The organism is Enterobacter sp. KBR-315C3_2022 (assembly GCF_041399425.1).
In the GTDB taxonomy this organism is placed as follows: Bacteria; Pseudomonadota; Gammaproteobacteria; order Enterobacterales; family Enterobacteriaceae; genus Enterobacter.
Genome location: NZ_JBGKEB010000006.1, coordinates 144,110 through 167,093, shown reverse-complemented (window position 1 = coordinate 167,093; position 22,984 = coordinate 144,110). Strand labels below are relative to the sequence as shown.

The window sequence follows — 22,984 nt, the reverse complement described above, 5'->3', positions numbered from 1 at the left end:
CACGATAATGACGATTTTTAATAATTATGAAGTGTGGTTTGTCATTGGCAGCCAGCATCTGTACGGGCCGGAAGCCCTGCAGCAGGTGACGAAACACGCCGAACACGTTGTTAACGCGCTGAATGCCGAAGCCAAACTGCCGTGCAGGCTGGTGCTGAAGCCGCTGGGTACGACGCCGGACGAAATCACCAATATCTGCCGTGACGCCAATTACGACGACAAATGCGCCGGCCTGGTCGTGTGGCTGCACACCTTCTCACCGGCAAAAATGTGGATCAACGGCCTGGCAATCCTCAACAAACCGCTGCTGCAGTTTCACACTCAGTTCAATGCCTCCCTGCCGTGGGGCAGCATTGATATGGACTTTATGAACCTGAACCAGACCGCGCACGGCGGCCGCGAGTTCGGCTTCATCGGCGCGCGCATGCGCCAGCAGCACGGCGTCGTTACCGGCCACTGGCAGGATCGGCACGCGCAGCAGCGCATGGGTTCGTGGATGCGCCAGGCGGTCTCTAAGCAGGATACCCGCCACCTGAAGGTGGTGCGTTTCGGCGACAACATGCGTGAAGTGGCGGTTACCGACGGCGATAAAGTCGCGGCGCAGATTAAGTTCGGCTTCTCCGTCAACACCTGGGCAGTGGGCGATCTGGTGCAGGTGGTCAATGAAATCAGCGACGGCGACGTGAGCGCGCTGGTGGATGAATATGAAAGCAGCTACCGCCTGACGCCTGCGGCACAAATCCAAGGCGATAAGCGCCAGAACGTGCTGGACGCGGCGCGCATCGAGCTGGGCATGAAGCGCTTCCTGGAACAGGGCGGCTTCCACGCCTTTACCACCACTTTTGAAGACCTCCACGGCCTGAAGCAACTGCCGGGCCTGGCGGTACAACGTCTGATGCAGCAGGGCTACGGCTTTGCGGGCGAAGGCGACTGGAAAACCGCCGCCCTGCTTCGCATCATGAAGGTGATGTCAACCGGTCTGCAGGGCGGCACCTCCTTTATGGAGGACTACACCTACCACTTCGAGAACGGCAACGATCTGGTCCTCGGCTCGCACATGCTGGAAGTGTGCCCGTCGATCGCCGTCGAAGAGAAGCCGATCCTCGACGTGCAGTATCTCGGCATCGGCGGGAAGGCCGATCCGGCCCGCCTGATCTTCAACACCCGCACCGGCCCGGCCATCAACGCCAGCCTGATCGATCTGGGGGATCGCTTCCGCCTGCTGGTCAACTGCGTGGATGCGGTCGAAACGCCGCACAGCCTGCCGAAGCTGCCGGTCGCCAACGCCCTGTGGAAAGCGCAGCCGGATCTGGCTACCGCCTCGGAAGCCTGGATCGTCGCCGGCGGCGCGCACCATACCGTCTTCAGCCACGCGCTGGATCTGAACGATATGCGCCAGTTCGCCGAGCTGCACGACATCGAGCTGACGGTGATTGATAACGACACCCGCCTGCCGGCCTTTAAAGACGCGCTGCGCTGGAACGAAGTCTATTACGGTTCGAAACGTTAAGCACGGAATGCCCGGTGGCACTGCGTTTACCGGGCCTACGATCCTGTAGGCCGGATAAGCGAAGCGCCATCCGGCACGGGAGACAACAATGTTAGACGATCTCAAACGACAGGTGCTGGAAGCCAACCTGGCGCTGCCGAAACATAATCTGGTGACGCTGACCTGGGGCAACGTCAGCGCCGTTGACCGCGAAAAAGGTGTGTTCGTGATCAAGCCTTCGGGCGTGGATTACGCGGTGATGACGGCAGACGATATGGTGGTGGTCAGCATCGCTACGGGCGAAGTGGTGGAAGGGAAGAAAAAGCCCTCTTCCGATACGCCGACCCACCGCCTGCTGTATCAGTCTTTCCCGACCATCGGCGGCATCGTGCATACCCATTCGCGCCATGCGACCATCTGGGCGCAGGCGGGCCAGCCCATTCCCGCGACCGGCACCACGCACGCGGACTACTTTTACGGCACCATCCCCTGCACGCGACTGATGACCGACGCCGAAATCAACGGTGAGTATGAGTGGGAAACCGGCAACGTGATTGTCGAAACCTTTGAAAAAGAGGGAATCGACGCGGCGCAGATGCCGGGCGTGCTGGTGCACTCCCACGGGCCGTTTGCCTGGGGCAAAAATGCGGAAGATGCGGTGCATAACGCCATCGTGCTGGAGGAAGTTGCCTATATGGGGATCTTCTGCCGCCAGCTGGCACCGCAGCTCCCGGACATGCAGCAAACCCTGCTGGATAAGCACTACCTGCGCAAGCACGGCGCGAAGGCGTACTACGGGCAGTAGTCCTTACCCCTCACCCTAACCCTCTCCCCGGAGGGGAGAGGGGATCGAACGGAGCCGTCTTTCCCCCTCGCCCCTCTGGGGAGAGGGGATCGAACGGAGCCGTCTTTTCTCCCTCGCCCCTCTGCGAGAGGGGATCGCCAGGAGCCGTCTTTTCTCCCTCGCCCCTCTGGGGAGAGGGCCGGGGTGAGGGGAAATCGCGCGCAATAACTGTATAAAACCCCAGCAAAACACCCTGAACCAGGCTATAATCAAGCCTGGTTTTGTTTATGGGATAACGGCGTGGCGCAGGCGCAAGAAGGCTTTTTACTGACCCGACACTGGCGGGATACTCCTCAGGGGACGGAAGTTGAGTTCTGGCTGGCGACGGACAGCGGGCCGCTGAACGTCACGCTGCCGCCGCAGGAGTCCGTGGCCTTTATCCCCGAAGCCCAGGTCGAGAAGGTAAAGCAGCTTTTGCGCGGGGAAAGCAACTGGCGCATTACCCCGCTTGAGCTCAAGGATTTCCACCGCCAGCCGGTCTACGGCCTGTACTGCCGCGCCCATCGCCAGCTGATGCGCTATGAAAAGCTGCTGCGCGAGGCGGGCGTCACGCTTTACGAGGCGGACATCCGCCCGCCGGAACGCTTTCTGATGGAGCGTTTTATCACCGCGCCCGTTTGGGTCGACGGCACCGCGCAAAACGGCAGGCTCGTCGACGCGCGCATGAAGCCCAACCCGCACTACCGCCCGCCGCTGAAATGGGTGTCGCTGGATATCGAAACCACCCGCCACGGCGAGCTCTACTGCATCGGCCTGGAAGGCTGCGGGCAGCGGGTTGTCTATATGCTCGGGCCGCCGAACGGCGACGCGTCGCGCCTTGATTTTCAGCTGGAGTACGTGAGCAGCCGACCGCAGCTTCTGGAAAAGCTAAACCAGTGGTTTGCCGAGCACGACCCGGACGTGCTGATCGGCTGGAACGTGGTGCAGTTTGACCTGCGCGTGCTGCAAAAACACGCCGAGCGGTATCGCATTCCGCTGGTGCTGGGCCGCGGAAACAGCGAGCTGGAGTGGCGCGAGCACGGTTTCAAGAACGGTGTGTTCTTCGCTCAGGCCAACGGCCGCCTGATTATCGACGGCATTGAGGCGCTGAAGTCTGCCTTCTGGAACTTCTCCTCTTTCGCCCTCGAAGCCGTGGCTCGGGAGCTGCTCGGCGAAGGCAAGTCCATCGACAACCCGTGGGACAGGATGGATGAAATCGACCGCCGTTTTAACGAAGATAAGCCAGCGCTGGCTACCTACAACCTGAAAGACTGCGAGCTGGTGACGCAGATTTTCCATAAAACCGAAATTATGCCGTTTTTGCTGGAGCGCGCGACGGTGAACGGCCTCGCCGTCGACAGGCACGGGGGATCGGTTGCCGCCTTCGGCCATCTCTATATTCCCCGCATGCATCGCGCGGGCTACGTCGCCCCTAACCTCGGCGACGTTCCTCCCCAAGCCAGCCCCGGCGGATACGTCATGGATTCCCGGCCCGGGCTATACGATTCGGTTCTGGTGCTGGACTATAAAAGCCTGTATCCGTCGATCATTCGCACCTTCCTGATCGACCCGGTTGGGCTGATCGAAGGAATGGCGCAGCCGGACGATGAGCACAGCACCGAGGGCTTCCTCGGCGCGCGCTTCTCGCGGGAAAAGCACTGCCTGCCGGAAATTGTGGGAAACATCTGGCACGGCCGCGACGAGGCGAAACGCCACGGCAATAAGCCGCTCTCGCAGGCGCTTAAAATCATCATGAACGCGTTTTACGGCGTGCTCGGCACCAGCGCCTGCCGCTTCTTCGATCCTCGCCTGGCGTCGTCTATTACCATGCGCGGGCATGAAATTATGCGCCAGACCAAAGCGCTGATTGAATCTCAGGGCTATGACGTTATCTATGGCGATACCGACTCAACGTTCGTATGGCTGAAAAGCGCGCATTCCGAAGCAGACGCCGCCCGCATAGGCAAGGAACTGGTGGCCCACGTGAACGGCTGGTGGCGCGAAAGTTTGCAAAAAGAGCGGTTAACCAGCGCGCTTGAGCTGGAATTTGAAACCCACTTCGCCCGCTTTTTGATGCCTACCATTCGCGGCACCGATCAGGGCAGCAAGAAGCGCTACGCCGGGCTGATTCAGGAAGGCGACGCGCAGCGCATGGTGTTTAAGGGGTTGGAGACGGTGCGTACCGACTGGACGCCGCTGGCGCAGCAGTTTCAGCAGACGCTCTATCTGCGGATTTTCCGCAACGAGCCCTATCAGGACTACGTGCGCGAAACCATCGCCAGCCTGATGGCAGGCGAGCTGGATGACCAGCTGGTGTACCGCAAGCGCCTGCGCCGCCCGCTGGCCGAATATCAGCGTAACGTGCCGCCCCACGTGCGCGCCGCGCGGCTGGCGGATGAAGAGAACGTTAAGCGGGGCCGCGCGCCGCAGTATCAAAACCGCGGCACCATTAAATACGTCTGGACCACCAGCGGCCCGGAACCCGTTGATTACCAGCACTCGCCGCTGGATTACGACCACTATCTTACGCGTCAGCTTCAGCCGGTTGCGGAGGGAATTTTGCCCTTCATGGACGACGACTTTGCTACACTAGTGACAGGGCAACTTGGCCTATTTTGACGCGTGACGAAAGCGCTGCCATCCAGTACCATAGCGCCCTTTCCATTCCCGGACCCATTTTTCGATGGCCGTCATTCTGCGACGGCGGTCGAACTATTGCCTGCAATTAAAGAGTAGAGCCGAACAACTATGCCTTTTACACTTGGTCAACGCTGGATCAGCGATACAGAAAGCGAACTTGGATTAGGAACCGTGGTGGCAGTCGATGCGCGCATGGTTACCCTCCTTTTCCCCGCCACCGGTGAAAACCGCCTGTACGCTCGCAATGACTCCCCTGTGACCCGCGTGATGTTCAATCCGGGTGACACCGTGACCAGCCACGACGGCTGGCAGCTCAAGATTGAAGACGTAAAAGAAGAGAATGGACTGCTCGCCTACGTTGGGACTCGCCTCGACACCGACGAGGCCAACGTCGTCCTGCGTGAAGTGCTGCTCGACAGCAAGCTGGTGTTCAGCAAGCCCCAGGACCGCCTGTTCGCCGGGCAAATTGACCGCATGGACCGCTTCTCCCTGCGCTACCGCGCGCGTAAGTTCCAGAGCGAACAGTACCGCATGCCGTGGAGCGGCCTGCGCGGCCAGCGCACCAGCCTGATCCCCCACCAGCTCAACATCGCCCATGACGTGGGCCGCCGCCACGCGCCGCGCGTGCTGCTGGCAGACGAAGTTGGCCTGGGGAAAACCATTGAAGCGGGGATGATCCTGCACCAGCAGCTGCTCTCCGGCGCGGCCGAGCGCGTGCTGATTGTGGTTCCTGAAACATTGCAGCACCAGTGGCTGGTGGAAATGCTGCGCCGCTTCAACCTGCGCTTCTCGCTGTTCGACGACGAGCGCTACGCCGAAGCCCAGCACGATGCCGATAACCCGTTCGACACCGAACAGCTGGTGATCTGCTCCCTGGACTTTGTGCGCCGCAGCAAGCAGCGCCTGGAGCACCTGTGCGACGCCGAGTGGGACCTGCTGGTCGTTGACGAAGCGCACCACCTGGTCTGGAGCGAAGATGCCCCAAGCCGCGAGTACATGGCGATTGAACAGCTGGCCGAGCGCGTGCCGGGCGTGCTGCTGCTGACCGCAACGCCGGAACAGCTGGGCCTGGAAAGCCACTTCGCCCGCCTGCGCCTGCTCGACCCGAACCGCTTCCACGACTTCGCGCAGTTCGTTGAAGAACAAAATAACTACCGCCCGGTTGCCGACGCCGTCGCGCTGCTGCTGGCGGGCAATCGCCTGTCTAACGACGAGCTGAATACCCTGAGCGACCTGATCGGCGAGCAGGACATTGAGCCGCTGCTGCAGGCAGCCAACAGCGAGAGCGACAACGCGGCATCCGCGCGCAAAGAGCTGATCGATATGCTGATGGACCGCCACGGCACCAGCCGCGTGCTGTTCCGCAACACCCGCAACGGGGTGAAGGGCTTCCCGAAACGCGAATTACACACCATCAAGCTACCGCTACCGACCCAGTACCAGACGGCAATTAAGGTGTCCGGCATTATGGGCGCGCGCAAGAGCGCGGAAGATCGCGCCCGCGACATGCTCTACCCGGAACAGATTTACCAGGAATTTGAAGGCGATACCGGCACGTGGTGGAACTTTGATCCGCGCGTTGAGTGGCTGATGGGCTACCTGACCGCGCACCGCTCTCAGAAGGTGCTGGTGATCTGCGCCAAAGCCGCCACCGCGCTGCAGCTGGAGCAGGTTCTGCGCGAGCGTGAAGGCATTCGCGCCGCCGTGTTCCACGAAGGCATGTCCATCGTCGAGCGCGACCGCGCCGCGGCCTGGTTCAGCGAAGAGGACAGCGGCGCGCAGGTGCTGCTGTGCTCGGAGATCGGCTCCGAAGGCCGTAACTTCCAGTTCGCCAGCCACCTGGTGATGTTCGATCTGCCGTTTAACCCGGATCTGCTCGAGCAGCGCATCGGCCGTCTGGACCGTATCGGCCAGGCGCATGATATTCAGATCCACGTGCCTTACCTGGAAAAAACCGCCCAGTCCGTGCTGGTCCGCTGGTTCCACGAAGGCCTGGACGCGTTTGAGCACACCTGCCCGACGGGCCGCACCATTTACGACCAGGTGCACGGTGACCTGATTGGCTACCTTGCCTCGCCGGAAGAGACCGAAGGCTTCGACGAGCTGATTAAAACCTGCCGTGAAAAACACGACGCCCTGAAGGCCCAGCTGGAACAGGGGCGCGACCGCCTGCTGGAGATCCACTCCAACGGCGGCGAGAAGGCGCAGGCGCTGGCCGAAAGCATTGAAGAGCAGGATGACGATACCAGCCTGATCGGCTTCTCCATGAACCTTTTCGACATAGTGGGGATCAACCAGGACGATCGCGGCGAGAATATGATCGTCCTGACGCCGTCCGATCACATGCTGGTGCCGGATTTCCCGGGCCTGCCGGAGGACGGCTGTACCATCACCTTCGAACGCGACGTGGCGCTGTCCCGCGAGGACGCGCAGTTCATTACCTGGGAACACCCGCTGATCCGCAACGGCCTGGATCTGATCCTCTCCGGCGATACCGGCAGCAGCACGATCTCGCTGCTGAAAAACAAGGCGCTGCCGGTCGGCACGCTGCTGCTGGAGCTGATCTACGTGGTGGAAGCCCAGGCGCCGAAGCAGCTGCAGCTTAACCGCTTCCTGCCGGCGACCCCCGTGCGCCTGCTGCTCGATAAGAACGGCACCAACCTGGCGGGCCAGGTGGAGTTCGAAAGCTTTAACCGCCAGCTGAGCGCCGTGAACCGCCATACGGGCAGCAAGCTGGTCAACGCGGTCCAGCAGGACGTGCATGCCATTCTGCAGCAGGGTGAAATCCAGGCTGAGAAAGCGGCCCGCGCGCTGATCGATGCCGCGCGCGCCGAGGCCGACGAGAAGCTCTCTGCCGAGCTGTCGCGCCTGGAAGCGCTGAAGGCGGTGAACCCGAACATCCGCGACGACGAGCTGGCGGCGATTGAAAGCAACCGCCAGCAGGTGCTGGAAAGCCTGAATCAGGCGGGCTGGCGTCTGGACGCGCTGCGTCTGATCGTTGTCACGCATCAGTAAGCGGAGCGAAAAATGGTAATGGAGCCCTACAATCCGCCGATGGACCCGTGGCTGGTCATTCTGTATCAGGATGAGCACATTATGGTGGTCAACAAGCCGAGCGGCCTGCTGTCCGTGCCGGGGCGTCTGGACGAACATAAAGACAGCGTGATGACGCGCGTTCAGCGTGATTATCCGCAGGCCGAATCCGTCCATCGTCTGGATATGGCAACCAGCGGCGTGATTGTGGTGGCTTTAAATAAGGCGGCGGAACGCGAGCTGAAGCGTCAGTTCCGCGAGCGCGAGCCGAAAAAGCAGTACGTTGCGCGCGTATGGGGCCATCCACAGCCCGCGGAAGGGCTGGTGGATTTGCCGCTGATCTGCGACTGGCCGAACCGGCCAAAGCAGAAGGTGTGCTATGAAACCGGCAAGGCGGCGCAAACCGAGTATGAAGTGCTGGAGTACGCGCCGGATAATACCGCGCGCGTAGTGCTTAAGCCGATTACCGGGCGCTCCCACCAGCTGCGCGTGCATATGCTGGCGCTGGGCCATCCGATTTTGGGCGATCGTTTCTACGCCTCCCCGGAAGCGCTGGCGATGGCGCCGCGCCTGCAGCTACATGCCCAGACGCTGACCATTACGCATCCCGCCTTTGGCAATGCGATGACGTTTAAAGCGCCCGTAGATTTTTGACCCTCTCCCCGTCTCTCACGCCAGGCATGTTGCCTGGCCGTGCGTCGCCATCCATTATCCATATATATTAAATATTCTTCATTTAACGCAAAACTGCGCAGTAAACGCCCAATCAAATAACCCACATTATTATTTTAAAATAAGCTAAAAGCGGCGTTTAATATAACTAAATTGCACATTTCACAGACAAACGTTATTAGTGAGGTTTATCTCAATTGTAACTGTATATCATCATTTGTTAATGCCCTCTTTATTCATATCAATTCTCGCGCATTAACCCCTCAATTATTCAGCAAAGGAATGCATAAATGAATAAGCAGTATAATATTGTCTGGAACAGCGCCCGTAATATGTACGTGGTGGCATCCGAGCTGGCCCGCGGCGACAGCAGAATCAAATCCCGGGTGCGCGCTGGCGGGTTAGTTGCCGCATTAATCCTTGCAAGCGGCGCAAGCAACGCAGCGGATAATTCATTTGTCGCCGTACCGGGTGAAAACACTATTGGCGGCAGCTATTCCACCTCAAAGGATAAATCCACTGCCGTTTATATCGCTGAAAACGCGATTGTAGAGGATGCCGACGCCGTCACCATCATGACGAAGGGTGAGGATTCTTATGGTTTATATATGGGAGGAAACGATCGCGCTCGCGCCGAACTGGACTCCACTCACACCAGCATTACGACATATGGCAAGAATGCACATGCAGTGTTTGTTAGCGGTAATGCTTCCCTCACCCTGGATGGCGGCACAATAACCACATATGGAGATAATGCGTATGGCGTAATGGTGGACTCAGGCACATTATCGCTAAGTAATGTAGAAATCTCCGGTTCGTCATCAGCTTTATCTCGTGGCATAGTCATCAACAGCACTGACGTTAGCGCCGGAAAGGCAGACCTCAAGAATGTCTCGATTCACCTGACAGGCCCAATGGGCATGGGTATCTGGAATATCGGTAACGAAGATAATTTACTCACGGGCTCTGCTATTTCCATTGACACTTCAGGAGATAACCTCGCCGGTGTCACGCTGATCAATGGTTTTACGAATCTCGATGCGGTGACAATTATTACGACCGGTACAAATAGTGGGGGCGTTCTTAATGAAAGCCCTAATTCAACGCTGACTGATATCCGGATTACCACCAGCGGCGATGGCGCTAATGGCATAAAGTCGATCTCGAATCCTTACTACGGCACCAACTCCGTCATTACGCTTGATGGCGGCACCATCAATACCAGCGGTGCTAACGCACACGGCATGTACGCCATAGACGGCGGTAAAATCATTGCAAGCAATCTTGATATCACTGGCGCCCAGTCTTATGGCACCGTTCTGGAAAATGGCAGCAGCGTAGCCATCACCAGCAGCAATGTCACTGGCGCAGGCGCGGGCTATTATTTCGTTAAGGGTAAAAAAGCCAGCGCCACGCCTAACGCGCTCACCCTGGACGGCGGTTCTATCACCACCACAACCGATGGAGGCAGCGCGTTTCTGGTGGACTCATCCCCGGCGACGATCCGCGCAAAAAACATCAAGTCCGTTAACAGCGACAACCTGCTTACGGTGAATAACACCACCGATACCGTCACCTTCACGGCCGAAAACAGCCTCCTTTCCGGTGCGGTGGACGCGGGCGGCAGCAACGTCAGCATGGCGTTGGATAACGCCAGCCAGTGGATCATGAGCGGCAGCTCAGACGTCGGCAATCTCACCAGCAGCGGCCGCATTACCCTCGGGGATAAAAATGGCAACAGCGGTACGCTGAATGCGGGAAACCTGACGCTGAACGACAGCAGCACGACTGACGTCTGGCTCAGCAGCACCTCTGAGGCCGCGCCGATTACCGCGCAGCAGGCCAGGCTGGGCGGTACGCTGAATATTACCGGTTTTGAGGGTATTGAAGATTTAGCAAAAACCAACCAAGTCACCGTGGTTGATGCCGAAAGCGCAATAGCGGGCGATTTCAGCAGCGTCACCACCGCGGGGATGGATAAAGCTGACTTTCTCACCCTCAGCGGCCAGATCAACAGCGAAGACAATACCCGTTATGACGTCTTAGCGTCTCTGACCTGGTTTGCAGACTCAAACAACGCCGCGACTCCCGCCCACGGCACCTTCACCATTGACGATGCGGACCAAAGTTTTACCCTGCACACCGTGCTTAGGGATCAGTCAGCGGATGCCGCTACCGGATGGGACGGTAAATCGCTCGTCAAAGAGGGAGACGGAACCCTCGTTCTGGATGCTGAAAACCGCTACAGCGGCGATACCCACGTGAATGGCGGTACGCTGTGGATCACCGACCAGGGCGCGATCGGCGCAGAAGGCAGCGATCGGGCGATTTACGTGGCGCAAGGCGCCACGTTCGGCGGTCAGAACGGCACGGCAAATGCGGCGGTGATGAACAACGGCACCGTGAAGTTTGACGACACGCTTACCCTCAACGGCAACGTGACCAACGCTGGCGTCCTCTCAAGCGGTGACGCGTCGGGTGGCGGATCGGCGGCGGGCAATACGCTGATCGTCAACGGCGACTACAGCGGCAAAGGCGGCAAGCTCATCATCAACACTCAGCTTGGCGACGATAGCTCACTTACCGACAGGCTGGTGGTGAACGGTGATACGTCTGGCGATACCACCGTGCATATCAACAACGCGGGCGGAAACGGAGCGCAAACCGACAAAGGCATCAAAATTATCGACGTCGCAGGCGCATCGAACGGCGAGTTTACCCAGGGTAATCAGGTGCAAATCAACGCCTATGAATATCGCATGTACAAGGATGAAGGCGACTGGTATCTGCGTTCGGCCATCAGCGGAGCAGACGATGGAAGCGATGGCGGTGCGCCGCAGTATCGCGCCGATATTGGCGCCTACCTCGGAAACCAGTCCATCGTTCAGAACCTGCAGATGCAGACCCTCTACGATCGTGAAGGCAGCCAGTTCCGCTCTGACAACGGCGCTATGTGGGCCCGCTTTAAGGCGGGTGAAAACGGCACCTCCGCCGCCGGGGGCGATGTCGACGTGGACGGCAACTACGCCCAGTTCCAGATTGGCGGCGATATTGCCGCGTGGAACAACGGCAAGCAAAGCCTGTCCGTCGGCGTAATGGCAAGCTACGTCAATGCCAAAACCGACAGCACGGGCAGCAAAGGTGCCGACGGCAGCCAGTTCACCGCGAACGGCAGCGTTAACGGCTACAGTCTGGGGATGTACGCCACCTGGTTTGCCGACGCCGTGACGCATCAGGGCGCGTATGTCGATAGCTGGTATCAGTACGGCATCTATAACAACAGCGTGAAGAATGGCGACCTGGGAAGCACGGATTACGACTCTACCGCGCATGCCGTTTCGCTGGAAACGGGCTACCGTTACGATCTTGGCGCGGTGAGCCTGACGCCGCAGGCGCAGGCTGTCTGGCAGAAATACAGCGCCGACGGCGTGAAGGATAGCGGCGGCACGATGATTGACGGCCAGGACAGCGACAGCCTGACGACCCGCCTGGGCCTGCGCGTGGACAGCAAGCTGGCTAAAGGCCAGAGCGGCGTTATCCAGCCGTTTGCTGAAGCTAACTGGCTGCACGCTTCTCATGACGCCGCCGTCACCTTTGGTGATACCAGGATCGCGCAGGATCGGCCTGCGGATCGCGCAGAGCTGAAGGTGGGGATTCAGGCCAACGTCAACAAACAGTGGAGCATCACCGCGCAGGCCGCGGGCCAGAAGGGCGGCAATGACTACAGCGATATGAGCGGAAGCCTGAACGTGCGCTATAGTTGGTAATGTCGAACGTCATCGGGTGGAAATGTGCTGCCACCCGATTTTTTACCTATCAACACTTCCATTTATATCTCCCCCCAAAACATAAACATTCCAAATATATTTAATTTTACGACAATCATTAATAAGCACAATTCATTCCAGGAAACTGAACAGCTTTTATACTGCCGTTGAAACACGACAAGAATATATCCTGGAATAAAAAAAATGAAATGGAAAAAAAAACTGCTAACAAGCTTAATTTCGCTGGCTCTTTTTGATGCTGATGCAGGCGTCATGCGCGAAGATGTTGACGTGCAGGACTATCGGGATTTTGCGGAAAATAAAGGGAAATACACCCCGGGCGCGACCGGCGTGATTGTCTATAAAACCGACGGCACTATCGCTGGTGAATTAGCGTTCCCCATCCCTGATTTCAGCGTTTCGGATAGCCTGGGTATTGCCACCCTGGTTAAGCCTTCTTACATCACCAGCGTTAAGCATAACAGTGGATACTCTGGCGTTGATTTCGGCAACAATGCCAAATTTAAGACCACCTACAAAATCATTAACCGGAATAACCACCCAACGATTCCCGAATACAATATGGACATTCATATTCCCCGGCTGAATAAGGTGGTTACCGAAACGGCGCCGATACCGACGCTGGATAAAAAAGATATCATTCCCAAATATCAGCCAGCCGATCAAAAAGCGGCCGTCGCAGCTCGATTTCAGTGGTTTACCCGCGTGGGTTCAGGCGTTCAGTATCAAGTTGATCCGGTGAGTAAGACTGCGCAGAAGATAGGTGAAGGCTATAAATGGCTGAGTACCGGAATGTTTACCAACCCCGCGTATGAGAATGATTACCGCATCCAGTGGCAAAACTATGGGCCACCAGACAGCAGAGCCCAACCCTTCAGCTCGGCCGCGCAGGCTGGCGATAGCGGTAGCCCAGTCTTTGTCTTTGACGGCCAGGAGAAGATCTGGAAGCTGCTTGGCGTCACCACCAGCGTGGGCGGCTCGGCACCGTACAACTTCAGAACTTACATGCTCTACTTTACCCCAGACTTTATGGATACGGTCCTGGCAGCCAATACCGATCCTGACGTCACCGATTCCGCACGGGATGGCACCATCACATGGGCAGCAAACGCTATCACGCAGGGGGCGAACCGCTGGGATTGGCACGGCGTGAGCACTCAGGCTTTACCTTCAAACGCCACCAGCGCCGAGCTGGATGCAACCAAAGACCTGCGCTTTAACGGTGATGGCGGCACGATCGTGCTCGAACAGGCGGTTAACCACGGCGCGGCCAAACTGCAGTTCTCCGCCGACTACACGGTCACGTCTGCCGAAGGAAAAAACAGCACCTGGGTCGGCGGCGGTATTGAGGTGGATGACGGGAAAACCGTTAGCTGGCAGGTCAATGGCCTTGCGGGAGACACGCTTCATAAAATTGGCGCGGGCACGCTGTATGTGAATGCCGAAGGCATTAACGGCGGCGCGCTGAACGTTGGCGATGGCAAGGTCGTGCTGGCGCAGCGGCAGAATGCAGACGGTCAAAGCCAGGCCTTTTCAACCATTACCCTGGTGAGTGGCCGCCCTACCGTGCAGCTGGCGGGTGAAAATCAAATCGCGGCAGATAACGTCCAGTTTGGTTTCCGAGGCGGTAATTTCGATCTCAACGGTTACAACATGACCTTTGATGAAATTAAACATAACGATGACGGTGCCATCCTTCTCAATACGAATGACCAGCAGCGCTCCACGCTCGCGCTCTCTTCCAAACAGGACAGGCTGTTTATCGGTGAAATCGGCGCCGCAAAGAGCCGGGACAATCTCGATCTTGTCGTGTCCACAGAAGAGGGTAAAACGCGCACGCTTGCTGGCGATGTCGCCGTCAACGCGCTGACACTCACGAACGGCAATCTTATCCTGCGCGGTCGTCCAACCCCTCACGCCAATAACCTGGTTATCAGCAACGACTGGATCGACAGCGCCTTTGTGGCAAACACCACTACCGTTAACAATAATACCGCTCTGATGGTGGGCGAGCATGGCGCCTTGAGCAGCGATGTGAACGTGAGCGATAGCGCTGAGCTCGTCATGCAAAGCCGGAGTAAATTCAGCGGTTCGGCCTATCTTGCAGAAAATGCCACGCTGCGCGTGATTCAGGACAGTTCACTGGATCAGAGCACCGACGGCTATAATGATGTTGAAATTACGGCCGATATCCGCGGTGACGGCAAGCTGGTGAAAGACGGGGATGGGATCCTATGGTATACCGGCAACGGCGGCTGGACGGGCGGCACAACAATCGCGGCCGGGCAGCTGGCGCTAAACGGAACCCTCTCCTCCTCCCTCACGATGGGCGATGAAACGCTGTTAAGCGGGTCTGGCACCACGGCCGATATTACCCTTGGCGACAACGCGGTGATTTATCCGGGCTGGCAGCGTGAAGCGCCTGCAACCTTATTGAAAGCAAACGCGTTCACTCCTCAATCCCTGAGCATTAACGGTACGCTAACGACCGGTAACAACAGCCAGGCGGTATTGCGCACCCAGCTCGGCGAAAACGGCAGCCTTTCCGATCGTCTTACGGTTAATGGCGATATTATCGGAAGCGAACCGCTATGGCTCAATCTTTCACTCTCGGGAGAAGCTCTGAATACCGACGCCAACAGCAACGGCATGGCCGATGCGCAGGAAGGCGTCTCACTGGTGCAGGTGAACGGCAACGTCAATAAGGATAGCGTTAAGCTCAGCGGCGGCTATGTAGCAATGGGAGCATGGCGCTATTCGCTTTATGCTTTCGCGCCGGGGAAAAGTGATGCGGATGGTAACATCACCTCCAGCGCACGTTACTGGGACTATCGCCTGCAAAACGATTTGCTTTCTGAAGGGGAAAATACCATCCCAACCGAAGAGCCAAAAATCCCCGACGATGAACTGCCTGACGTTACGCCAGTCGAGCCTGAACAGCCAGACGTCACGCCACCGGCTGATACGCCTGCTGAAAATGAACCGCCCTCAGATAACGTTCGCCGTGCCGTCATTCCGCAGGTGCCATCCTATCTGTCGCTGCCGACGGCGCTGCTGAACTACAACAACATGCTGCGCAACACGCTCCACCAGCAGGCCATGTGGTCTGAAAAGCAGGATCTCGGCTTCTTCATGGAGTACTTCCACCAGGACAACCGCTATAACAGCGACCTGAGCTTTAGCCAGTTTGGTTACGATTTCGATCAAAAGGCCAACGGATTCCTGTTTGGTGGGCGAGTCGCGCGCTGGCAAAGCCCGGATGAGGCCCAGCAGCTCTCCCTTAACGTCGCGTGGTCAACGGCAGAGCTTAGCGTTACGCCGCATGCACAGGATGGAGATAGCCAGGGAGATTACACGGCGCATACGCTGAGTACCCTGACCGAATGGCGTCACGCTTCCGGCTGGTTCGGCGAGCTGATGCTGGATGTGTCCAAGTACAGCGGCGATATCAGCACAACGCTACGCGGCGAGAACGTGGCTAACGTAAAAGCGAAAGGGCTGACCGCCGATCTGAACGTGGGGAGAGATCTGACCTTCGGCAGGCATGTCGTCACGCCAGCAATGGGTGTAGGTGTGCAGTATCTTGATATTGACGATATTAGCGACGTTGATAGCACGCACGCGTCTTACGACAGTATTGTTCGTCCGCTCTATCATGCAGGTCTGGGTTATCGCTATCACCTGACCGATGCGCTGGAGCTCACTGCTGGCTCACAGGTGAACTGGGATGAAAGCAACAATCCTGACGTGACGATCTCCGGGACAAACACGGATCAAACTGCGAACTTTAGCGCCGCCACGCCGGGTAGCTACGCCAGCTTCACGCTGGGGGTAAATGTAAAAGCGGCTGAAAACATTACGCTCTTTGCCAACGGCGGCTATCAAGCTCGCCTGGGCGAAGCGGGCGTTGACGGCTGGCAGTTCAATACGGGCGTGAACGTGTCGTTCCGCTAAAACAAAGGGCCGCTTGCGCGGCCCTTCTTATTTAAATCCTTTCTGCGCTTTTATCAGCTCGTAGGCTTTCTGAATTTCCTGCGCTTTTTGCTTCGCCATCTCCATCATCTCTGGCGGCAGGCCTTTCGCCACCAGCTTGTCGGGGTGGTGCTCGCTCATCAGCTTGCGGTAGGCGCGCTTGATGGTGGTGGCATCATCAGAAGGCTTCACGCCCAGCACGTTGCAGGCGTCTTCCAGGGTGGGGCCACGCTGCGCCTGCTGCCAGCCGCCGCCGGAGGACTGCTGGTGCTGATAGCCGCCGCCAAACTGCGCCCCGCCCTGCATCATGCGCAGGAACTGGTCGAACTGCATCCGTGAAATGCCGAGCTCTTCGGCTATCACGTACAGAACGTCGCGCTCGTTAGGGTGCAGCGAGCCGTCGGCGAACGCGGCCTGGATTTGAATCTCCAGAAACATCCGAATTAAATCAAAGCGGCCAAAGCAGATGCTGCGAAACTGACGCATTTTTTCACGCAGGGGATAGTTATCCGCTTTACCAATACGAAACGCATTTTGCGCCGCCAGGCGCGATTCACCGTGCAGGTTCATGCGATCCATAAAGACGCTGGCGACCTGAATGTCGGCTTCCGTCACGCGCCCTTTTGATTTGGTCAAGTGCCCCATCACCTCAAAGGTGGTGGAGAAAAAGAGCGACTGGCGCTCGCGCTGGTTGGCAAACCAGGCCATTTTGCGGCTGCGGGCCTTATCAAACATGTGGCCGATAATCAGCCCAAGCGCGACGCCCCAAAAGCCGGCACCCATCACAATGGCGAACGCAACGCCGATTATTTTACCCCAATACTGCATATACTCCCCAAATAGTCATGGTCCTGGTTCGACGCAACTCCATCATTACAGTGGTCGAGCCACGGTCAATTGAGGGACATCGCCTATAATTTGCATTATCATACTCGTCATTCGATAGCGAGCCTAACACTCTGGCACGCAAACGGGCAGGATTAACGCTGGTACTGCGCTGATGAGTAAGATAGTCTCTGAGCGTTTGTAAGCCGTAGCCACTGATGACGGAACACTAAAATATAACGTATGAAAAAACGTATCCCCACCCTCCTGGCCACCATGATTGGCACCGCCCTGTATAGCCATCAGGGGCTGGCAGCCGATCTTGCCTCGCAGTGTATGCTTGGCGTTCCAAGTTACGATCGTCCTCTCGTTCAGGGCGACGCAAACGACCTGCCGGTCACTATCAACGCCGACAGTGCGAAGGGTAATTATCCTGACAATGCGACCTTTACGGGCAATGTGGATATTAACCAGGGCAACAGCCGTCTGCAGGCCGATGAAGTGCAGCTCCACCAGAAGCAGCCGGATGGGGCCGCCGCACCCGTGCGCACGGTCGATGCGCTGGGTAATGTGCACTACGACGACAATCAGGTCATCCTGAAAGGTCCGAAAGCCTGGGCAAACCTGAACACGAAAGATACTAACGTCTGGGAAGGTGACTATCAGATGGTTGGCCGCCAGGGGCGCGGGAAAGCCGATCTGATGAAGCAGCGCGGCGAGAACCGCTATACGATTCTGGAAAACGGCTCGTTTACCTCATGCCTGCCGGGTTCGAATACCTGGAGCGTCGTCGGCAGCGAGGTCATTCACGACCGTGAAGAGCAGGTCGCTGAGATCTGGAACGCCCGCTTTAAGCTGGGTCCGGTCCCCGTTTTCTACAGCCCTTATCTGCAGTTGCCCGTTGGCGATAAGCGTCGTTCCGGCTTCCTGATCCCGAATGCCAAATACAGCACCTCGAACTACTTTGAGTTCTACCTGCCGTATTACTGGAACATCGCGCCCAACATGGACGCCACGATCACGCCGCACTATATCCACAAGCGCGGCAACGTCATGTGGGAAAACGAGTTCCGCTATTTGACCCAGGCAGGCACCGGCCTGATGGAGTTTGACTATCTGCCGTCGGATGACGTTTTCCAGGATGAACATCCTAAAGACGGTGATAAGCACCGCTGGATGTATTTCTGGCAGCATTCCGGCGTTCTCGACCAGGTGTGGCGCTTCAACGTTAACTACACCAAGGTTAGCGACCCATACTACTTCAACGACTTCGACTCCAAATACGGCTCCAGTACCGACGGCTACGCCACGCAGATTTTCAGCGCGGGCTATGCGGTACAAAACTTTAACGCCACGGTATCAACCAAGCAGTTCCAGGTCTTCAACACGCAGACCTCAAGCACCTACGGCGCGGAACCGCAGCTGGACGTTAACTGGTATCAGAACGACGTCGGTCCATTCGACACCCGCGTTTACGGCCAGGCGGTGCATTTCGTCAACACCAACTCCGATATGCCGGAAGCGACGCGTGTGCACCTTGAGCCGACCATCAGCCTGCCGATTTCCAACAACTGGGCGAGCCTGAATACCGAAGCCAAGATGATGGCGACGCACTACCAGCAGAAGAATCTGGACTGGTACAACAACCGCTACGGTACCGATCTTGAAGAGTCGGTAAACCGCGTGCTGCCTCAGTTCAAAATGGACGGCAAGCTGATTTTCGAACGCGATATGGGCCTGCTGGCGGATGGATACACCCAGACGCTTGAGCCGCGCATGCAGTATCTGTATGTGCCGTATCGCGATCAGAGCAAAATTCAGAACTACGACTCCTCCTTCCTGCAGTCTGACTACAGCGGCCTGTTCCGCGACCGCACCTACGGCGGTCTTGACCGTATCGCTTCAGCGAACCAGCTGACGACCGGGGTCACTACCCGCGTATTTGATGATGCTGCCGTTGAACGTTTTAACGTTTCCGTTGGTCAAATCTACTACTTCACCGAATCTCGTACCGGTGATGACGACATTAACTGGGAGAAAGACAACAAAACGGGTTCTCTGGTATGGGCAGGCGATACCTACTGGCGCATGACCGATCGTTGGGGCCTGCGCGGCGGGCTGCAATACGATACGCGTCTGGACAACGTGGCGACCAGCAGTGCCGCCATTGAGTACCGTCGTGATGAAGACCGTATGCTGCAGCTGACCTACCGTTACGCGAGCCCGGAATACATCCAGGCGACGCTGCCAAACTACGCCAATGCCGATCAGTATAAAGAAGGCATTTCGCAGGTTGGCGGCGCGGCAAGCTGGCCAATCGCTGACCGTTGGTCAATCGTGGGAGCGTACTACTTCGACACGAACGCCAACAAGCCGGCTGACCAGATGGTGGGTCTGCAATATAACTCCTGCTGCTATGCGCTGCGCGTAGGCTACGAGCGCAAGCTGAACGGCTGGGATACACAAAACAATCAGAGCAAATACGACAACGTGATTGGCTTTAATGTTGAGCTGCGCGGCCTGAGTTCCAACTACGGCCTGGGCACGCAGCAGATGCTGCGCTCGAACATTCTGCCGTATCGCACTTCAATGTAATGTGCTTGATTTACAACGTAATCCGCTTTGCGGTTAATTGAAATGGAAAAAGTATGAAGAACTGGAAAACGCTGCTGCTCGGTGTCGCCATGGTTGCGAATACCAGCTTCGCAGCCCCCCAGGTTGTCGATAAAGTCGCGGCCGTGGTAAACAACGGCGTCGTGCTTGAAAGTGACGTTGATGGTTTGATGAAGTCGGTGAAGCTCAATTCGGGCGAAGCCGGTCAGCAGCTTCCTGATGACGCCACGCTGCGCCACCAGATCCTGGAACGTCTGATCATGGATCAGATTGTCCTGCAGATGGGGCAGAAGATGGGCGTGAAGATCTCTGACGAGCAGCTCGATCAGGCCATCGCCAACATCGCAAAGCAAAACAACATGACCATGGATCAGATGCGCAGCCGTTTGGCCTATGACGGGCTGAACTATGCGACCTACCGTAACCAGATCCGCAAAGAGATGCTGATTTCAGAAGTGCGTAACAACGAAGTGCGTCGTCGCGTCACCATTCTGCCTCAGGAAGTCGACGCGCTGGCGAAGCAGGTGGGTAATCAGAACGATGCCAGCACCGAGCTGAACCTGAGCCACATTCTGATCCCGCTGCCGGAAAACCCAACGTCCGATCAGGCTGCCGAAGCGGAAAGTCAGGCACGCTCTATCGTCGAGCAGGCGCGTAACGGCGGCGACTTCGGTAAGCTCGCCATCACCTACTCTGCCGACCAGCAGGCGCTGAAGGGCGGCCAGATGGGCTGGGGCCGTATTCAGGAGCTGCCGTCTATCTTTGCCCAGGCGCTGAGCACCGCGAAGAAAGGCGACATCGTCGGACCCATTCGTTCCGGCGTGGGCTTCCACATTCTGAAGGTGAACGATCTGCGCGGTCAGAGCCAGAACATCTCCGTAACGGAAGTTCACGCTCGCCACATCCTGCTTAAGCCGTCGCCGATCATGACCGACGATCAGGCGCGCGTGAAGCTGGAGCAAATTGCGGCCGACATTAAGAGCGGAAAAACCTCGTTTGCCAACGCGGCTAAAGAGTTCTCGCAGGATCCCGGCTCTGCTAACCAGGGCGGCGATCTGGGCTGGGCGGCAGCGGATATCTACGATCCGGCCTTCCGCGATGCGCTGATGAAGCTGAACAAGGGCCAGATGAGTACGCCGGTTCACTCTTCCTTCGGCTGGCACCTGATCGAACTGCTGGATACCCGCAACGTTGATAAAACCGATGCGGCGCAGAAAGACAGGGCTTACCGCATGCTGTTTAACCGTAAATTCTCTGAAGAAGCGGCAACCTGGATGCAGGAACAACGCGCCAGCGCCTACGTGAAAATTCTGAGCAACTGATGAAACCGCATCGTGTTGTTATCACTCCCGGCGAGCCCGCCGGGATTGGTCCGGACCTCGTCGTCCAGCTGGCTCAACGCGGCTGGCCGGTGGAACTGGTCGTCTGCGCGGATGCAACACTGTTACAAGACCGGGCAACCCTGCTCGGTCTTCCTTTAACGCTGATCCCCTACGTTGAAGGTAATACGCCCAGGCCCCAGCAGGCCGGCACGCTCACGCTCCTTTCCGTTCCGCTCCGAACCCCCGTCACTCCCGGCCAGCTGAGCACTGAAAACGGCCATTACGTCGTTGAAACGCTCGCCCGCGCCTGCGACGGCTGCCTGAAAGGCGAATTTGCCGCGCTGATCACCGGCCCCGTGCATAAGGGCGTGATTAACGAGGCGGGCATTCCCTTCACCGGGCATACCGAGTTCTTTGAAGAACGCTCTCAGAGCCCGAAAGTGGTGATGATGCTGGCAACCGAGGAGATGCGCGTTGCGCTGGTGACGACGCACCTGCCGCTCAAAGCCATTCCCGATGCCATCACGCCTGCGCTTCTGCGGGAAATTATCGGGATATTGCACCACGACCTGCAGACGAAGTTCGGCATTCAGCAGCCCCATGTTCTGGTCTGCGGCCTGAACCCGCACGCCGGGGAAGGCGGGCATATGGGGACGGAAGAGATCGACATTATCATCCCGGTGCTTGAAGAAATGCGCGCGAAAGGGATGAATCTCAGCGGGCCGCTGCCTGCGGATACCCTTTTCCAGCCGAAATACCTGGATAATGCCGACGCCGTGCTCGCGATGTACCACGATCAGGGCCTGCCCGTGCTAAAATACCAGGGATTTGGCCGCGGCGTGAATATCACCCTCGGTTTACCCTTTATTCGAACGTCCGTTGACCACGGTACTGCGCTGGATCTGGCAGGCCAGGGAAAAGCGGATGTCGGCAGTTTTATTACGGCGCTTAATCTCGCCATCAAAATGATTGTTAATACGCAATGACTAATCGAGTCCATCAGGGCCACTTAGCCCGTAAACGTTTCGGGCAAAACTTTCTTAACGATCAGTTCGTGATCGACAGCATCGTCTCTGCCATTAATCCGCAGAAAGGCCAGGCCATGGTTGAAATTGGGCCGGGGCTGGCTGCGCTGACCGAGCCCGTAGGCGAACGCCTTGACGAGCTGACCGTCATCGAACTGGACCGCGATTTAGCAGCACGCCTGCAAACGCATCCGTTCCTCGGTCCTAAGCTGACGATTTATCAGCAGGATGCGATGACCATGAACTTTGGCGAACTGTCAGAGAAAATGGGCCAGCCGCTGCGCGTGTTCGGCAACCTGCCGTACAACATCTCGACCCCGCTGATGTTCCACCTGTTTAGCTATACTGACGCCATTGCCGACATGCACTTTATGCTGCAAAAAGAGGTGGTGAATCGCCTGGTTGCAGGACCGAACAGTAAGGCGTATGGTCGTTTAAGCGTGATGGCACAGTATTTCTGTAACGTGATCCCGGTACTTGAAGTTCCGCCGACCGCGTTTACGCCACCGCCAAAGGTAGACTCTGCGGTTGTGCGCCTCGTGCCGCATAAAACTATGCCGTACCCGGTTAAAGAGCTGCGCGTGCTGAGCCGCATCACTACCGAGGCGTTTAACCAGCGCCGTAAAACGATCCGTAACAGCCTGAGCAATTCGTTTACCGTTGAGGTATTAGCCGAGCTGGGAATCGACCCGGCAATGCGTGCGGAGAACATTTCCGTGGAGCAATATTGCAAGCTGGCTAATTACATCAGCGACAATGCCCCGCCGAAGGAGAGTTAAGCC

General features: G+C 57.5%; 12 protein-coding genes. 11 read left to right on the top strand and 1 reads right to left on the bottom strand.

The features are described 5' to 3' along the window. Positions 1–7: 7 nt before the first annotated feature. The 7 genes from araA to AB8804_RS08870 all read left to right on the top strand — a co-directional run bounded on the left by araA (position 8) and on the right by AB8804_RS08870 (position 16,399). A complete protein-coding gene (araA, locus tag AB8804_RS08900; protein WP_371185093.1) occupies positions 8–1,510 on the top strand; it encodes an L-arabinose isomerase in 1,503 nt (500 codons plus the stop codon). A gap of 88 nt (positions 1,511–1,598) precedes the next feature. Continuing rightward, positions 1,599–2,294: an L-ribulose-5-phosphate 4-epimerase gene (gene araD / locus AB8804_RS08895; RefSeq protein ID WP_371185091.1), complete on the top strand. Its 696-nt coding sequence runs from the start codon at positions 1,599–1,601 to the stop codon at positions 2,292–2,294. Positions 2,295–2,573: 279 nt separating this feature from the next. Continuing rightward, complete coding sequence (gene polB / locus AB8804_RS08890; RefSeq protein ID WP_371185089.1) at positions 2,574–4,931, top strand: DNA polymerase II; 2,358 nt, start codon at positions 2,574–2,576, stop codon at positions 4,929–4,931. Between the two features lie 129 nt (positions 4,932–5,060). After that, positions 5,061–7,967, top strand: a complete 2,907-nt coding sequence (gene rapA, locus AB8804_RS08885; protein WP_371185087.1) for an RNA polymerase-associated protein RapA — start codon at positions 5,061–5,063, stop codon at positions 7,965–7,967. A gap of 12 nt (positions 7,968–7,979) precedes the next feature. Then, positions 7,980–8,639, top strand: a complete 660-nt coding sequence (gene rluA, locus AB8804_RS08880; protein ID WP_371185085.1) for a bifunctional tRNA pseudouridine(32) synthase/23S rRNA pseudouridine(746) synthase RluA — start codon at positions 7,980–7,982, stop codon at positions 8,637–8,639. Positions 8,640–8,947: 308 nt separating this feature from the next. After that, the gene (locus tag AB8804_RS08875; RefSeq protein ID WP_371185083.1) at positions 8,948–12,424 is read left to right on the top strand and encodes an autotransporter outer membrane beta-barrel domain-containing protein; all 3,477 of its coding nucleotides are present in this window, start codon (positions 8,948–8,950) and stop codon (positions 12,422–12,424) included. Between the two features lie 204 nt (positions 12,425–12,628). Next, positions 12,629–16,399 (top strand): S6 family peptidase, encoded by a 3,771-nt coding sequence (locus AB8804_RS08870; protein WP_371185081.1) that lies wholly within the window; start codon positions 12,629–12,631, stop codon positions 16,397–16,399. A 27-nt stretch (positions 16,400–16,426) separates the two neighbouring features. Here AB8804_RS08870 and djlA read toward each other — a convergent pair whose 3' ends face one another. After that, a complete protein-coding gene (djlA, locus tag AB8804_RS08865) occupies positions 16,427–17,245 on the bottom strand; it encodes a co-chaperone DjlA (protein ID WP_371185078.1) in 819 nt (272 codons plus the stop codon). A 240-nt stretch (positions 17,246–17,485) separates the two neighbouring features. Between djlA and lptD the strand changes: the two genes are divergently transcribed. Genes lptD through rsmA form a run of 4 tightly spaced genes read left to right on the top strand, consistent with a single transcriptional unit; the run spans position 17,486 to position 22,981 of the window. Then, entirely contained in the window at positions 17,486–19,837 is a 2,352-nt protein-coding gene (gene lptD / locus AB8804_RS08860; RefSeq protein WP_371185076.1) for an LPS assembly protein LptD, read from the top strand. Positions 19,838–19,890: 53 nt separating this feature from the next. Then, positions 19,891–21,177 carry a peptidylprolyl isomerase SurA gene (gene surA / locus AB8804_RS08855; protein ID WP_371185074.1) on the top strand — a complete coding sequence of 429 codons (1,287 nt, stop codon included), beginning with the start codon at positions 19,891–19,893 and terminating at the stop codon, positions 21,175–21,177. Further along, positions 21,174–22,163, top strand: a complete 990-nt coding sequence (gene pdxA / locus AB8804_RS08850; RefSeq protein ID WP_371185212.1) for a 4-hydroxythreonine-4-phosphate dehydrogenase PdxA — start codon at positions 21,174–21,176, stop codon at positions 22,161–22,163. Before surA ends, pdxA begins: the two co-directional genes overlap by 4 nt. Next, positions 22,160–22,981, top strand: coding sequence for a 16S rRNA (adenine(1518)-N(6)/adenine(1519)-N(6))-dimethyltransferase RsmA (gene rsmA, locus AB8804_RS08845; RefSeq protein ID WP_371185072.1), 822 nt, complete (start codon positions 22,160–22,162; stop codon positions 22,979–22,981). Before pdxA ends, rsmA begins: the two co-directional genes overlap by 4 nt. Positions 22,982–22,984: the final 3 nt, after the last annotated feature.

Coding starts and splice junctions, on each gene's coding strand:
- AB8804_RS08870 (WP_371185081.1), top strand. CDS start 12,629: ATGAAATGGAAAAAAAAACTGCTAACAAGCTTAATTTCGCTGGCTCTT.
- lptD (WP_371185076.1), top strand. CDS start 17,486: ATGAAAAAACGTATCCCCACCCTCCTGGCCACCATGATTGGCACCGCC.
- AB8804_RS08875 (WP_371185083.1), top strand. CDS start 8,948: ATGAATAAGCAGTATAATATTGTCTGGAACAGCGCCCGTAATATGTAC.
- rapA (WP_371185087.1), top strand. CDS start 5,061: ATGCCTTTTACACTTGGTCAACGCTGGATCAGCGATACAGAAAGCGAA.
- araD (WP_371185091.1), top strand. CDS start 1,599: ATGTTAGACGATCTCAAACGACAGGTGCTGGAAGCCAACCTGGCGCTG.
- rluA (WP_371185085.1), top strand. CDS start 7,980: ATGGTAATGGAGCCCTACAATCCGCCGATGGACCCGTGGCTGGTCATT.
- rsmA (WP_371185072.1), top strand. CDS start 22,160: ATGACTAATCGAGTCCATCAGGGCCACTTAGCCCGTAAACGTTTCGGG.
- djlA (WP_371185078.1), bottom strand. CDS start 17,245: ATGCAGTATTGGGGTAAAATAATCGGCGTTGCGTTCGCCATTGTGATG.
- araA (WP_371185093.1), top strand. CDS start 8: ATGACGATTTTTAATAATTATGAAGTGTGGTTTGTCATTGGCAGCCAG.
- surA (WP_371185074.1), top strand. CDS start 19,891: ATGAAGAACTGGAAAACGCTGCTGCTCGGTGTCGCCATGGTTGCGAAT.